The sequence below is a fragment of the Thauera sp. DNT-1 genome, from assembly GCF_055393985.1.
On sequence record NZ_AP043752.1, the window covers coordinates 3,468,119 to 3,482,745 of the forward strand.

At 70.8% G+C, this 14,627-nt stretch carries 12 protein-coding genes; 11 read left to right on the forward strand and 1 reads right to left on the reverse strand.

The window, feature by feature from the left end; genetic code table 11:
* Positions 1–6: 6 nt before the first annotated feature.
* The 10 genes from ACZ5PP_RS16015 to qhpG all read left to right on the forward strand — a co-directional run bounded on the left by ACZ5PP_RS16015 (position 7) and on the right by qhpG (position 11,385).
* Positions 7–798 (forward strand): enoyl-CoA hydratase/isomerase family protein, encoded by a 792-nt coding sequence (locus ACZ5PP_RS16015; RefSeq protein WP_464826295.1) that lies wholly within the window; start codon positions 7–9, stop codon positions 796–798.
* Positions 799–841: 43 nt separating this feature from the next.
* Entirely contained in the window at positions 842–2,845 is a 2,004-nt protein-coding gene (locus tag ACZ5PP_RS16020) for an acetyl/propionyl/methylcrotonyl-CoA carboxylase subunit alpha (RefSeq protein ID WP_012584619.1), read from the forward strand.
* Between the two features lie 462 nt (positions 2,846–3,307).
* Positions 3,308–4,999 carry an AMP-binding protein gene (locus tag ACZ5PP_RS16025; RefSeq protein ID WP_040829322.1) on the forward strand — a complete coding sequence of 564 codons (1,692 nt, stop codon included), beginning with the start codon at positions 3,308–3,310 and terminating at the stop codon, positions 4,997–4,999.
* A 109-nt stretch (positions 5,000–5,108) separates the two neighbouring features.
* The gene (locus ACZ5PP_RS16030) at positions 5,109–6,044 is read left to right on the forward strand and encodes a hydroxymethylglutaryl-CoA lyase (RefSeq protein ID WP_004315436.1); all 936 of its coding nucleotides are present in this window, start codon (positions 5,109–5,111) and stop codon (positions 6,042–6,044) included.
* Positions 6,045–6,205: 161 nt separating this feature from the next.
* Positions 6,206–6,406, forward strand: a complete 201-nt coding sequence (locus ACZ5PP_RS16035) for a DUF1289 domain-containing protein (RefSeq protein ID WP_004315437.1) — start codon at positions 6,206–6,208, stop codon at positions 6,404–6,406.
* Complete coding sequence (locus ACZ5PP_RS16040; protein ID WP_004315439.1) at positions 6,403–6,624, forward strand: DUF1289 domain-containing protein; 222 nt, start codon at positions 6,403–6,405, stop codon at positions 6,622–6,624. The genes ACZ5PP_RS16035 and ACZ5PP_RS16040 overlap by 4 nt, the downstream gene beginning before the upstream one ends.
* A complete protein-coding gene (locus ACZ5PP_RS16045) occupies positions 6,621–7,541 on the forward strand; it encodes an MBL fold metallo-hydrolase (protein WP_004315441.1) in 921 nt (306 codons plus the stop codon). Before ACZ5PP_RS16040 ends, ACZ5PP_RS16045 begins: the two co-directional genes overlap by 4 nt.
* Before the next feature lie 94 nt (positions 7,542–7,635).
* Entirely contained in the window at positions 7,636–9,372 is a 1,737-nt protein-coding gene (locus tag ACZ5PP_RS16050) for an ABC transporter ATP-binding protein (protein WP_004315444.1), read from the forward strand.
* Complete coding sequence (gene qhpE, locus ACZ5PP_RS16055; RefSeq protein ID WP_004315446.1) at positions 9,369–10,052, forward strand: subtilisin-like serine protease QhpE; 684 nt, start codon at positions 9,369–9,371, stop codon at positions 10,050–10,052. Before ACZ5PP_RS16050 ends, qhpE begins: the two co-directional genes overlap by 4 nt.
* A complete protein-coding gene (gene qhpG / locus ACZ5PP_RS16060) occupies positions 10,042–11,385 on the forward strand; it encodes a flavin-dependent monooxygenase QhpG (RefSeq protein ID WP_012584625.1) in 1,344 nt (447 codons plus the stop codon). The genes qhpE and qhpG overlap by 11 nt, the downstream gene beginning before the upstream one ends.
* Positions 11,386–11,486: 101 nt before the next feature.
* Here the strand turns inward: qhpG and ACZ5PP_RS16065 are convergent, their stop codons facing one another.
* A complete protein-coding gene (locus tag ACZ5PP_RS16065) occupies positions 11,487–12,470 on the reverse strand; it encodes a helix-turn-helix domain-containing protein (RefSeq protein ID WP_004308019.1) in 984 nt (327 codons plus the stop codon).
* Positions 12,471–13,026: 556 nt separating this feature from the next.
* Between ACZ5PP_RS16065 and peaA the strand changes: the two genes are divergently transcribed.
* Positions 13,027–14,574, forward strand: coding sequence for a quinohemoprotein amine dehydrogenase subunit alpha (peaA, locus tag ACZ5PP_RS16070; RefSeq protein WP_004308018.1), 1,548 nt, complete (start codon positions 13,027–13,029; stop codon positions 14,572–14,574).
* Positions 14,575–14,627: the final 53 nt, after the last annotated feature.

Sequence of the window (14,627 nt, forward strand, 5' to 3'; positions counted from 1 at the left end):
GGCGAGATGAGCTACGAGACCCTGGAGATCGTGCGCGCAGCCGGCGTGGCGACGATCTGGATGAATCGCCCGGACGTGCACAACGCCTTCAACGCGCAACTGATCGCCGACCTCACGACGGCCTGCATCGAACTGGATGCCGACCAGGCAGTGCGCGCGGTGGTGCTGGCCGGGCGGGGAAGAAGCTTCTCGGCTGGCGCCGACCTCAACTGGATGAAGGCTGCCGGCGAGGCGAGCGAGGCAGAGAACTTCGCCGATGCGATGAAGCTTGCCGGCATGCTGCGCACCCTGGCCGAGATGAACAAGCCCACCATCGCGCGCGTGCATGGCGCGGCGCTCGGTGGCGGCATGGGCCTGGCGAGCGCCTGCGACATCTGCATCGCCGGGGACAAGGCGGTGTTCGCGACCTCCGAGGTCAAGTTCGGGATCATCCCGTCGGCGATCAGCCCCTACGTGATCCGCGCCATCGGCGAGCGTCAGGCCACCCGCTACTTCCAGACCGCCGAGCGCATCGGCGCGGCGCGCGCGGCCGAGCTCGGTCTCGCGCACGAGGCGGTGGCGAGCGAGGAACTGGACGCCAAGGTGAAGGAGGTCGTCGAGGCCCTGCTGCAGGGCGGTCCGAAGTCGCAGGCCGCGGCCAAGGACCTGATCCGCGCGGTGGCCAACCGGCCGCTGAGCGATGCGTTGGTGGAAGACACCGCGCGCCGCATCGCCAGCCTGCGCGCCACGCCCGAGGCCAAGGAAGGCCTGGCCGCCTTCCTCGACAAGCGCCCCGCGGCGTGGATCGCGCAGGCTTGAGCGGCCGACGCGCCGAACCGACACAAGACACGCTGGAGACGAAATGTTCGACAAGATCCTGATTGCCAACCGCGGGGAAATCGCCTGCCGCGTCATCAAGACCGCCCGCCGCATGGGCATCAAGACCGTCGCGGTGTATTCCGAGGCCGACGCCAATGCCCGCCACGTGCGCCTGGCCGACGAGGCGGTGCTGATCGGCCCGGCGGCGGCGCGCGAAAGCTACCTGGTGATCGACAAGATCATCGCCGCCGCGAAGCAGACCGGTGCCCAGGCCATCCACCCCGGCTACGGCTTCCTGTCCGAGAACGAGGATTTCTGCCACGCCTGCGAGCGCGAAGGCATCGTCTTCATCGGCCCGCCGGTGTCGGCGATCCGCGCCATGGGCTCGAAGTCCGAGGCCAAGAAGCTGATGGAGGCGGCCGGCGTGCCGCTGACGCCCGGCTACCACGGCGACGACCAGGACCCGGCCTGGCTGCACCAGCAGGCCGACGCCATCGGCTACCCGGTGCTGATCAAGGCTGCGGCCGGCGGCGGCGGCAAGGGCATGCGCCTGGTCGACAGGTCGGAGGACTTCATCGATCTGCTCGCCTCCTGCAAGCGCGAGGCGATCTCCAGCTTCGGCGACGACCACGTGCTGGTCGAGAAGTACATCACCAAGCCGCGCCACATCGAGATCCAGGTCTTCGGCGACACCCACGGCAACGTGGTGTACCTGTTCGAGCGCGACTGCTCGGTGCAGCGCCGCCACCAGAAGGTGCTCGAAGAAGCCCCCGCGCCCGGCATGACGCTCGAGCGCCGCGCCGCGATGGGCAAGGCCGCGGTCGATGCGGCCAAGGCGGTGGGCTATGTCGGCGCGGGCACGGTGGAGTTCATCGCCAACCAGGACGGTTCCTTCTACTTCATGGAGATGAACACCCGCCTGCAGGTCGAGCACCCGGTCACCGAGATGATCACCGGGCTGGACCTCGTCGAGTGGCAGCTGCGCGTCGCCTCGGGCGAGAAGCTGCCGCTGGCGCAGGAGCAACTGCAGATCCGCGGCCATGCGCTGGAAGCGCGCATCTACGCCGAAGACCCGGCCAAGGGCTTCCTGCCCTCGACCGGCAAGCTGGTGCATCTGGCGCCGCCGGCCGAGAGCCTGCACGTGCGCGTCGACACCGGCGTCGAGGAGGGCGACGAGATCAGCCCGCACTACGACCCGATGATCGCCAAGCTGATCGTGTGGGACATCAACCGCGACCGCGCGCTCGCCCGCATGCTGCAGGCCCTCGCCGACTACCGGGTGGTGGGCGTGGCCAACAACATCGAGTTCCTGTCGCGCCTCACGGCCTGTCCGGCCTTCGCCGGCGCCGACCTCGACACCGGGCTCATCGAGCGCGAGAAGGCCTACCTGTTTCCAGCCGACGAGGCCGTGCCGGCCGAGGTCCTGCAGATCGCCGCGCTTGCCGAGCTGCTGCGCGACGCCGCCTTCGCCGACCGCCGCGCGGCGCGCGGCGCCGATCCGGCCTCGCCCTGGCATGCCCGCGACGGCTGGCGCATGAACGCCACCGCCTGCCGCAGCCTGCTGTTCCGCCACGGCGAGAGCGAGCGCGCGGTCGAGGTGGCCTACCTGCCCGGCGCCTGGCGGCTGACGGTGGGCAGCAGCAGCGTGGTCGCGCGCGGCGAGCTCAACCCGCGCGGCCTGCTGCGGGTCGAGCTCGACGGCACCCGCATGGACGCCACCGTGATCGCCGCCGCCGGCCGTCGCCACGTCTTCGCCAGGGGCCGCGCCTGGCAACTGGCCGCGGTCGACCCGCTGCACCACGGTGGCGAGGGCGGTGGCGCCGAGGGCGGGCTGATGGCGCCGATGCCGGGCAAGGTGATCGCGCTGGTCGCCGCAGAGGGGGCGAAGGTGGAGAAGGGCGCGCCGCTGCTGATCCTGGAGGCGATGAAGATGGAGCACACCATCACCGCGCCGGCGGCCGGCACGGTCAAGGCCTTCCGCTTCGGCGTCGGCGACCAGGTCGGCGACGGTGCCGAGCTGGTGGAGTTCGAAGCCGCGGCGGTTTGAGGCCAACGCCGTGGCGGGGCGCCTGCGCCTGTTCGGCGCGGTCGCGGGTGCCCGGCGGCAATCGCGACTGGCGTCGCTCCCACATGGCCCCCGAGGCGCGGCGGTTTTCCGCAGGAGGCGTCCAAGCATGCCGCAGGGCGCACCGGCGCCACGCCTGTGCCGCGCAGCCGCCCGATCGCGACTTGCGTCGCTCGTACGGGAAGCGCCGGGCATCTGGCGCTTCCTGCCCACCTGCGATGGGGTGCGTCGGCGATGCCGGAAAACCGCGCGCGTGTGGGGCTCCCCGCCCGCTTGCGATGGGGTGGGTCGGTGATGACGGAAACCGTGCGCGCGTCTGGGGCGCCGTGTAGGAGCGACGCAAGTCGCGAATGAAGCGGTTCCGTGGTGGCGCGGGCACGGGATGGACAGGATTGCGAGCGCGACATGCCGCGCGACGACAAGAACAGGAGAGAGGACGACACGATGAGCAGCACTGCGAGCTATGTGCACGGCGCTTCCGCCAAACCCCTGATCGGCCAGACCATCGGCCGCTTCTTCGACGAGGCCTGCGCCCGCCACGCCGGCCGCGAGGCGCTGGTGGTGCGTCACCAGGACGTGCGCCTGACCTACGCGCAGCTCAAGAGCAAGGTCGACGCGCTCGCCTGCGGCCTGATGCGCCTCGGCCTGGAACCGGGCGAGCGCATCGGCATCTGGTCGCAGAACAACATGGAGTGGGCGCTGACCCAGTTCGCCAGCGCCAAGGCCGGCCTGGTGCTGGTGAACATCAACCCCGCCTACCGCCGCTCCGAGCTCGAATACGCGCTCGAGAAGGTCGGTTGCCGCGCGCTGATCCTGTCGCCCGCCTTCAAGACCAGCAACTACCTCGAGATGATCGCCGACCTTGCGCCCGAGCTCGGCCATTGCGAGCCCGGCCTGCTGCGCAGCCACCGCCTGCCCAGCCTGGAGATGGTGATCCGCATGGGCGCAGAGAAGTCGCCCGGCATGATGAGCTTCGACGACTTGCTGCGCGCGCCCAGCCGCGAGGAACTGACCGCGCTCGCCGTGCTGTCCGAGAAGCTGCAGTTCGACGACCCGATCAACATCCAGTTCACCTCCGGCACCACCGGCCACCCCAAGGGTGCGACCCTGTCGCACCACAACATCCTCAACAACGGCTTCTTCGTCGGCGAGGCGATCAAGCTGATGCCCGGCGACCGGCTGTGCATCCCGGTCCCGCTCTATCACTGCTTCGGCATGGTGATGGGTAACCTCGGCTGCCTGACCCACGGCGCCACCATGGTCTATCCGGGCGAGGCCTTCGAGCCCCTGGCGGTGCTGGAGACCGTGGCCCAGGAAAAATGCACCGGCCTCTACGGCGTGCCCACCATGTTCATCGCCGCGCTCGATCATCCGCGCTTCGCGGAGTTCGACCTTTCCAGCCTGCGCACCGGCATCATGGCCGGCAGCCCGTGTCCGATCGAGGTCATGAAGCGGGTGATCGGCAAGATGAACATGTCCGAGGTGACCATCGCCTACGGCATGACGGAGACCTCGCCGGTGAGCTTCCAGAGCGGCACCGACGACCCCATCGACCGCCGCGTATCCACCGTGGGCCGCATCCAGCCCCATCTCGAGGTGAAGATCGTCGACAACGAGGGCCGCATCGTGCCGCGCGGCCAGTCCGGCGAGTTGTGCACCCGAGGCTATTCGGTGATGCTCGGTTACTGGGACGACGAGGCCAGGACGAAGGAGGCGATCGACGCCGGCGGATGGATGCACACCGGCGACCTCGCGGTGATCGACGACGAGGGCTACTGCAACATCGTCGGCCGCATCAAGGACATGGTGATCCGCGGCGGCGAGAACATCTATCCGCGCGAGATCGAGGAGTTCCTCTACGCCCACCCCAAGGTGCTCGACGTGCAGGTGGTCGGCATCCCCGACCAGAAGTTCGGCGAGGAGCTGTGCGCCTGGATCATCCCGCGCGAGGGCGAGCGCCTCACCGAGGACGAGGTGCGCGAGTATTGCAAGGGCCAGATCGCCCACTACAAGATCCCGCGCTACATCCGCTTCGTCGACAGCTTCCCGATGACGGTGACCGGCAAGATCCAGAAGTTCCTGATCCGCCAGAGGATGAAGGAAGAGCTCGGGCTCGACGAGGCGAAGACCGCCTGATCGCGGGTCTGTCGTGCTCGCGTGTTCTTGTCGGCGTGGCCGCATCGGCCAAGACGGCTGATCGCTGCTCCTGCAGCCCAATTGAACGCTTCTTGAGGAGACCCCCTCCATGGCGAATTCCATCCTTCCCGCCGCCGTCCGCATCGTCGAGATGGGGCCGCGCGACGGCCTGCAGAACGAGAAGCAGCTCGTCTCCACCGACACCAAGCTCGAGCTCGTGCGCCGCCTCGAGCGCGCCGGGCTGAAGGCGATCGAGACCACGTCCTTCGTGTCGCCCAAGTGGGTGCCGCAGATGGGCGACAACGCCGAGCTGCTGCCGCGCGTGCTCGCCGCTGCGGCGCCCGGCGTCGCCTATCCGGTGCTCACCCCCAACCTCAAGGGCTTCGAGGCCGCGCTGGCGGCCGGGGCACGGGAGGTTGCGGTGTTCGGCGCCGCCTCCGAGTCCTTCAGCCAGAAGAACATCAACTGCTCGATCGCCAAGTCGCTCGAACGCTTCCGCCCGGTCACCGAGGCGGCGCACGCGGCCGGCGTGAGGGTGCGCGGCTACGTCTCCTGCGTGGTGGGTTGCCCCTACGAGGGGGCGGTCGCGCCGCAGGCGGTGGCCGACGTGGCGGCGACGCTGCTGGAGATGGGCTGCTACGAGGTCTCGCTCGGCGACACCATCGGCGTCGGCACCCCGGCCGGCATCCGGCGCATGCTCGAAGCGGTGGCGAAGCGCGTGCCGGTGGACAAGCTCGCCGGCCACTACCACGACACCTACGGCATGGCGGTGGCCAACGTCTTCGCGTCGCTGGAGATGGGCGTGGCGGTGTTCGACGCCTCGGTCGGCGGCCTGGGCGGTTGCCCCTATGCGGCGGGCGCCTCGGGGAACGTCGCCACCGAAGACGTGGTCTGGTTGATGAACGGGCTCGGCATCGATACCGGCATCGATCTCGAGGCGCTCGTCGACACCGCCGCCTGGATCAGCGCCCAGCTTGGCCGCGAGCCTGCCTCGCGTGTGGCGCGTGCGGTGCTGGCCAAGCGCGCCAAGACGGCCTGCGCCTGAGCGCGGGATGAAGCGACGGAGGGTGCGTGCGACGCGGGCGGGGAGGCGGTCGAACGCGGTCCTCGCGAGCCATGGCTTGCCGACTGCTTCATAATCCGGCTTCCGGATCACGAGGCGGACCACACGCATGGCCCGCCCGCCGCCCTACAGAGATGACTGCCATGAGCGTTCCTTCCCCCTGCATCAACCTCTGCCGCATGAGTCCCGACACGGGCTGGTGCGAGGGCTGCCAACGCACGATCGAAGAGATCACGCGCTGGGGCCGCAGCACCGACGACGACCGCCGCGCCATCCTCGCCGCCGTGGCCGAGCGCCGCACGCGCCTGGCCGCGGCTTCCCCCGCCGTGGACTTGCGCACATGAGCGGCGACGCGCTCTGTGTCGGCGTGTGCATGATCGATTGGGACTCGGGCGTGTGCCTGGGTTGCGGTCGCACTGCCGAAGAGATCAACGGCGTGCCCACGCCGGTGCCCGGAGCGCAGGTCGCGGGGCAGCCCGATGCGGCGGCGTCCCCGGCGCAGGCGGCCGGCGTGCCCTTGCCGCCCAACGTCGCGGCCCGCGTCGGGGAAGGCAGCGATTGAGCGCGCGTCCGCATCTGCCTGCCAGCCTGCAGGTCTTCGAGCGCGGCTGGCTGTCGGCCAACAACGTGCTCCTGTTCGACGGCGACGAGGCGACCCTGATCGACTCCGGCTACGTGAGCCATGCCGACCAGACGGTGAAGCTGGTGCGCGCCGCGCTCGATGGCCGCAGTCTCGGCCGCCTCATCAACACGCACTCGCATTCCGACCACATCGGCGGCAACGCCAGCGTGCAGCGCGCCTTCGGCTGCAGCATCACGGTGCCCGAGGGCATGGCGCGCGCGGTCGAGGAGTGGGACGAGGAGGCGCTGCTGCTGAGCGTCGGCGCGCAGGCCGGCGAGCGCTTCCGCCATGACGCGACGCTCGCGGCCGGGGCGCGCTTCGTCGCCGGCGAGCTCGAATGGCAGGCGGTGGCCGCCCCCGGCCACGACATGGACGCGCTCGCCTACTACAACCCCGATCGCCGCATTCTCATCTCGGGCGATGCGCTCTGGCGCGACGGCTTCGGCATCCTGTTCGCCGAGGTGATGGGCCAGGGCGACGCGCTCGGCGAGGCGCGCCGCACCCTGGAGGCGATCGGCCGGCTCGCGGTGGATGCGGTGATTCCCGGCCATGGGGCCCCCTTCGCCGAATTCGACGACGCGCTCGAGCGCGCCTTCGCGCGCCTCCGCGCCTTCGAGGACGACGGCGCGCGCATGGCACGCAACGCGATCCGCGCCTGCATCACCTTCAAGCTGCTCGAGGTGCGCAGCATGGCGCTCGTCGAGCTGCCGCGGCATCTCGACGAGACCCCGCTGTACCGCACCGCCAACGCGCGCTTCCTCGGCCTCGACGCCGATGCGCTCGCCGCCTGGCTGGTGAAGGAGCTCGAGCGCGCCGGTGTGGCGCGGCGCGAGCACGGCATGCTGGTCGCGAGCTGAGGCGGGCGATGCGCGTGCCTGGCCGCCTCTTCGTCGCGTGCGACCGCCAATGCGCAGCGGGCCCGATGGACGCGTCGTCGTCGCGAGCCGGGTCATGCTCGCCGGCCTGATCCATGCAGAGCGGCCCGACGAGTTGCGCCGCGGCCTGCGCTGGCTGTACGGCTTCGTGCGCCCGCAGCGCCGCCGCATTGCCGGCCTGCTGCTGCTCTCCTGCGCGGCCACCCTGCTGGTGCTGCTGCAGCCCTGGCTGACCAAGCTGCTGATCGACGAGGGCCTGCTCGCGCGCGACTACCGCACCCTGCTGATGGTCGCCGGCGCGATGATCGCGGTCGGCATCGTCGGCACCGTGCTCGCCGGGGTGAACCGGCAATTGCACACCCGTCTGTCCGGCTCCATCCTGTTCGCGCTGCGCAGCGACCTCTATCGCCACCTGCAGACGCTGTCGCCCGCCTTCTACGGCCGTCAGCGCATGGGCGACCTGCTGTCGCGCCTCGACGGCGACGTCGCCGAGATCCAGCGTTTCGCTGTGGATAGCCTGTTCGCAGCGGTGAGCAGCGTGATCGGCCTGCTCGGCGCGGTGGCGCTGATGCTGAGCCTGTCGTGGAAGCTGTCCTTGCTGGTGCTGGTGCTGGTGCCGCTCGAGACGCTGTGGTTGCGGCGGATGCGGCGCAAGGTCGAGGCGCGCACGCGCACCGTGCGCGAGCGCGCGGCGGATGTCTCGAGCTTTCTGGTCGAGACCCTGCCGGCGATGAAGTTCATCCAGGCTTCGCGCCGCGAGGCCGACGAGCGCAGCCGGCTCGACGATCTCGGCGCGCGCTACCTCGACGATCTGCTGCGCCTGCAGCGCACCGAGTTCCTCACCCATGCGATCCCGTCCACGCTGACCTCGGCGACGCGCGCCGCCGCGTTCATGATCGGCGGCTGGTGGGTGATCGAGGGCAGCTGGCAGCTCGGCGCGCTGATCGCGTTCTCCACCTACCTCGGCATGGCCACCGGGCCGGTCAACAGCCTGCTCGGCCTGTATGTCGCGATCCAGCGCATGAGCGTGAGTCTGCGGCGGGTGAGCGAGCTGCGCGAGGCGCCGGCCGACGTCGTGGATGGCGCGCCCCCCGGCGCGGCACAGCGGGCCGTGCCGGCGTGGCAGGGCCGGATCGAGTTCGATGCGGTCGTCTTCCACCACCAGGGACGCGCCGAGGCGGTGCTCGACGGCGCCCGACTGACGGTACCCGCGGGCAGCAAGGTCGCACTGAGCGGCGCTTCGGGCGTCGGCAAGTCCACGCTGATCGACCTGCTGCACCGTCATTACGACCCCCAGGCCGGGACCATCCGGCTCGACGGCGCCGACCTGCGCGCGCTGCCGCTCGGCGCGCTGCGCCGCGCGGTGGCGGTGGTGAGCCAGGACATCGTGCTGTTCCGCGGCACGCTCGCCGAGAACATCCGCTACGCCGCGCCGCAGGCGGACGAGGGGGCGGTGCGTGCCGCGGCGCGGCGGGCGCACCTCGACGCCTTGATCGCAAGCCTGCCACAGGGGCTGGAGACAGCGCTCGGCGAGCGCGGTCAGCAGCTCTCCGGCGGCCAGCGCCAGCGCATCGCGATCGCGCGTGCGCTGCTGCAGGAGCCGTGCGTCCTGGTGCTCGACGAGGCGACCTCGGCGGTCGACGAGGCGACCGAGGCGGCGATCATCGCCGAGGTCGATGCGCTCTTCGCCGGACGCACGCGGATCCTGATCAGCCACCGCGCGGCGACGCTCGCCGGTTGCGATCTGCGCGTGCACCTCGAGCGCGGGCGGCTCGAGGTGCTGCCGCCGGCGGCGGTGACGGTGCGGTCATGACGGTGCGGATCGCCGTGGTCGATAGCGGGTGCACGCCAGCACAGGCGCTGCAGGTGCGGGACGCGGTCGCCCTGGTGCTCGAAGACCGTGCCGTGCGCCAGGCGCCGGCCACCGCCGACGCGCTCGGCCACGGCGGTCGCGTGGCCGGGATCCTGCTGCATTGCGCGCCGCAGGCCGAGCTGCTGGTCGTCCAGGTGTTCCGCGAGCGCCTCACGACCACCGCGGCGCAGGTGGCGGCGGCGATCGACTGGGCGGTGGCGAACGGCGCCCAGCTCGTCAATCTGAGTCTGGGCCTGCGCGAACCGCGGCCGGTGCTGGCCGAGGCCTGCGCGCGCGCACTGGCGGCCGGCACCGTGCTGTGCGCGGCGGCGCCCGCGCGCGGCCAGACCGTGTATCCGGCGGGTTTTCCGGGCGTGCTGCGGGTGACCGGAGATGCGCGCTGCGCACCCGGCGAGCTCGCCGCGATCGGCTCCGCCGAGATCGATTTCGGTGCCCATGTGCGGCCGCTCGACGGTAGCCTCGCCGGCGCGGGTGCGAGCATGGCCTGTGCCTGGTTCACCGGACTGGCCGCGCGGCACTTCGCGCGGGGCGGCGACGCGGACGCACTGCGTGCCTGGCTGGTCGAGCAGGCGCGCCACCACGGTGTGGACGACCCGAGGAGAAGACAGCATGGCGGCTGACGGCATCGTCATCCTCGGCGCCGGCCCCGCGGGCGCGGCGGTGGCGATCGGACTGGCGCGGATGGGCGAGCCGGTGGTGCTGGTGGGCGAGCCGCGCCGTTTCGCCGCGGTCGAGGGCGTCTCGGCGCGCGTCATCGACGCGCTGCGCGGCCTCGGCCTGCAGCGGGCGCTGACGGCGTTCGCGCCGCCTTCGCCGCGGCGGGCGGTGTGGAATGGCACCTACACCGAGGCGAACGTGGAGAGCCTGGTCGACCGCCAGCGCTTCGACCAGGGGCTGCTCGAGGACTTGGAGCGCCTCGGCGTGCCCGTGGTGCGCGGCCGGGTGACGGCGCTGCACCCCGCGCCAGGGGGCCATGAGCTGGAGATCGACACCGATGCCGGGCCGCGCCGCATGGCGGCGGGCTTCCTCGTCGAGGCGCGCGGCCGCGCCGCGCCCGGCGGGGGGGCGCCGCGGGTGCGCGGAGTGGAGACGGTGTCGCTGCTGCAGTACTGGCAGGGACCGGCGGGCGAGGCGGGCTCGACCGTTCTCAGCGTCGAGGATGGCTGGATGTGGATGGCCGCGTTGGCCGATGGACGGCGCTATCTGCAGCTGACGGTGGACGTTGCCAGCGCCGACCTGCCGCCGAAAAGGGCCCTGGGCGACTACTGCAGCGCACGGTTTCACGCGGTCGAGGCGGCGGCGCCCTTCGTCCGCGATGCGCAGCCGGTCGGCGAACCGCACGCGCGCACCAGCACGGCGGTGCTCAACGAATCGGTGGCCGGCGACGACTGGATCCGCGTCGGCGATGCGGCGATGGCGGTCGATCCGCTCTCGGGCAACGGCATCTTCCAGGCGCTGTCGTCCGCGCTGCAGGCACCGGCGGTGGTGGCTACCCTCCGTCACGATCGGGGCCGCACCGCGCTCGCGCAGCACTTCCATACGCGGCGTATCGAGCACCTGTTCCACCGCTTCGCCCGAATCGGGCGCGATTTCTACGCTCAGGAAGCGCGCTGGCCGCAGGCGCCGTTCTGGGCCGCGCGCCGCGGCTGGCCGGATGCCCTGCCGCTGCACGCCAAGGTGAGGCCGGAGACCGTGCGTGTTGCGCGCGGGCCGGTGGTGTGCGCGGGGCGGATCGTCGAGCAAGACGTCGTGGTGACGCCCGACCAGCCGCTCGGCGTTTGGCACCTCGATGGTCTGGCGGTGGCGCCCATGCTTGCCGCCTTGCGTCGAGAGGGAGGCGATGCGCTGGAAAAAGCTGCCGGCGAGGCGCTGCTGTGCGCGCGTTTCGGGCTCGAGCGTGCGCGTGCCGCCGCCTTGCTGGCCTGGATGCGGGCACAGAACTGGCTGGATTGAGCGCCGCCTGCATCCATTTCGTCTCCCGGACGGCGGAGCGTGTTGCCGATTTGGGCTAATGGTTCCAGCAAAAGATTTTATTTTTCGCCCGCCGCGCCTGCTCAGCCCGCGCGCCTGAGCGTGTCCGACGGCAGCTCGCCGAACATCGTCTTGTACTCGGCGGAGAAGTGCGACAGGTGCCAGAAGCCCCAGCGTGCGGCGATGTCGGCGACCGTGCCGCGACCATTGGGGTCCGCGGCCTTGAGCGAGCGGCGCACCGCATTCAGGCGGATCGCGCGCAGGAACTTGACCGGGTTGAGATCGAGCACGTCCTGGAAGCTGTACTGCAGGGTGCGGCGCGAGATGCCGAGCTCGATGCACAGGTCGGCGACCGTGATCGGCTCGTCGATGTGGGCCTCCATGTAGGCGCGCGCGCGCGCCACCACCTGCTGGCGGGCGCGACAGGACGGTGCACCGGCCCGTCCGCCGCCACAGGAGAGCGTGTCGAGTAGGGTCGCGAACAGCGCCTGTTCCATCGCCTTGCGCATCTGCGGGTGCAGAAGCAGCTCGGGGGTCGCCCGCAGGCTGGCCGTCATGGTCGCCAGCAGTTGCCCGAGCGCCGCGATTCCCGCCGGGGTGGTCGGTGCCAGCTTGCGCCCGGCGAGCTCGGCCTCGAGGTTGCGGTGGTCCACCTGATGCGCGTAGTCGTGGAGCGCGGCCGAGTCGGCGGTGCAGGCGAGGATCTCGAGCCGGCGCGGGGTGCGGAAGTCGAGCTCGTCGTCGCCTCCGAGTGTCAGCATGGAGTGCGCGTCATACATCTCGCCGCCGAACCAGCCCGTGCCCTCGATCGCGACCGGCACGGCGAAGGTGCGCGAGCCGGGCCACGCCCCGCCAGCCTGATGCACCGACTGGTTCAGGCCCTCGCGGAACAGCTGCACCCTGCCGAAGCAGAACTCCTCGAACACGCCGTCGAAGGCGCCCGCGGTGAGCTGGTCGTAGCGTTGATGCCAGTTGGTCAGGCAGGCGGCGTGCTCGTCGGCATCGAGCGTGTGGCGCAGGGTGTAGGAGTACGGGGCGTTTCCCGAAGGCTGGGCAGCCGGGCTCATTGCCCGCACCCCCTGGGCAGTTGCCGGGTGGCGTTGGCCAACATGTCTCTTCCTCTCTCGATCGGTGGCCGATCGTGCTTGTCGTTATGTTTGTCCCTGCCGCTCAGGGTGCGGATGAACGCTTCCCCAGTGCTGTGCGGCCGTTTTTCAGAATGGCACGGCGGCGGGTCGTTTTGCAACCCGGGGTCCGGGACCGGCCGCCGCCGTGGCTTGCCGTTTTCGGATAACGCGCACGGAAGGTCCGCGCCTACGATCTGCTCGCCTTCCACATCGACCCGGCGCCGACCGGGCGTGCGGAGGCAGAGGCAGCAGTTGTGCAGGCCCTCGCAGAAGGGCAGCAAGCGGACTCGCGTGACCTTGCGGTGGCGTGAGGAGGAGACAGGATCGGATCGCCCGTCGCGAGCGGTGTCCGTGCTTGCCCTCGGTCTGTGCAGCGCTGCGGTGTTCCCCGCGCACGGGACGGCGATGCCGGCCCACCGGGTGGACGCCTCATCCAAGGACACGAAGAGGAGATCCGGTCTTGAAAATCAGAACCCTTGCCACTGCCATGGGCAGTATGGCTGCGCTCGGCGTCGTGCTGGCCGCCCCCCCGGCGCATGCCTCGGCCGAAGCGCTGATCCGCGCCAAGTGCCTGCCCTGTCACACCGAAACCGAGGACGGAATCAGCCGCATCAGCCACCAGCGCAAGACCCCGGAAGGCTGGCTGATGTCGGTGGCACGCATGCAGATCGTCCACGGCCTGAAGATCACCGACGAGGAACGCCGCACGGTGGTCAAGCACCTGGCCGACCGCCAGGGCCTGGCGCCGTCCGAGACCACCGGCGTGCGCTACGCGATGGAGCGTCGCCTGAATACCGTCGAGGCCTTCGAGTCGGAGAAGTTCACCAAGATGTGCGCGCGCTGCCATTCCGGTGCGCGCGTGATGCTGCAGCGTCGCCCGGCGGCGGAGTGGGAGCATCTGGTGCATTTCCATCTCGGCCAGTTCCCGACGACCGAGTACCAGGCCCTCGGCCGCGACCGCGACTGGTTCGGCATCGCGTTGAAGGAAATGGTGCCGGAGCTTGCGAGCAAGCTGCCGTTGCAGTCCGAGGCCTGGAAGCAGTGGCAGGCGCGCGCGCCGCAGACGGTCAAGGGCGAGTGGAGCCTGAGCGGCCATCTGACCGGCCGCGGCGGATTCTCGGGCGTGATGAAGGTGACGGCGGGTGAGGGCCGGGACCGCTACACGCTCGCCTTCGACGGGCGTTGGGACGATGGCAGGCCGATGCAGGGCAGGGGGCGGGCGCTGATCTACACCGGTTACGAGTGGCGCGGCGACCTGGTCGTCGACGGCACGCCGATGCGCCAGGTGTTCGCGGTCGAGGACGGCATGATGCGCGGCCGCATGTTCCTGCGCGACCAGGACGAGGTCGGCGCCGACGTCGTCGCCAGCCTGCAACAGGCGGGCAACAGCCGCGTGCTGGCGGTGCATCCGGCCTACCTCAAGGCGGGTGAAGGCGCCGAACTGCGCATCGTCGGCTCCGGGCTGGCGGGCGAGGTGACGCTGCCGCAGGGCGTGAAGCTGGTCGGTACGGTCAAGCGATCGGCGACCGAGGTCGTGGTCCGCGTGCAGAGCGACGCCGCGGCGCGCGGGGTGCACGCGGTGGCGGTCGGCAAGGCTTCGGGCGGCAGCCTCGCGCTGTACGACAGCATCGCCGCGGTCAAGGTGTCGCCCGCGTTCGCGGTCGCACGCATCGGCGGCAACGGCACGCCCACGGCCAAGGTCGAGGCGCGCTTCGACGCCGAGGCCTGGGCAGCCGGCGCGGACGGCAAGGCAGGCACCGAGGACGACTTCCGCATCGGCGTGGTGCCGGCGAAGTGGTCGGTCGAGCCCTTCGACGAGGCGGCGGTGCGCGACCAGGACGTCGAGTTCGCCGGCCTGATGGATGCCGCGAGCGGGGTCTTCGTGCCGGGTGATGCCGGTCCCAACCCGGTGCGGCGGATGTCGGCGAGCAACGTGGGCAACCTGAAGGTGGTGGCCGAGGTGGCGCAGGGTGGCGAACGCCTGCGCGGCGAAGGCCAGGTGATCGTGGCGCCGCCGCGCTGGAACAACCCGCCGCTGCCCTGATCGGTGGCGCGTCCTGTTCCGGCAGGCGCGGCCTGCCCTCCGCAATCCCGACC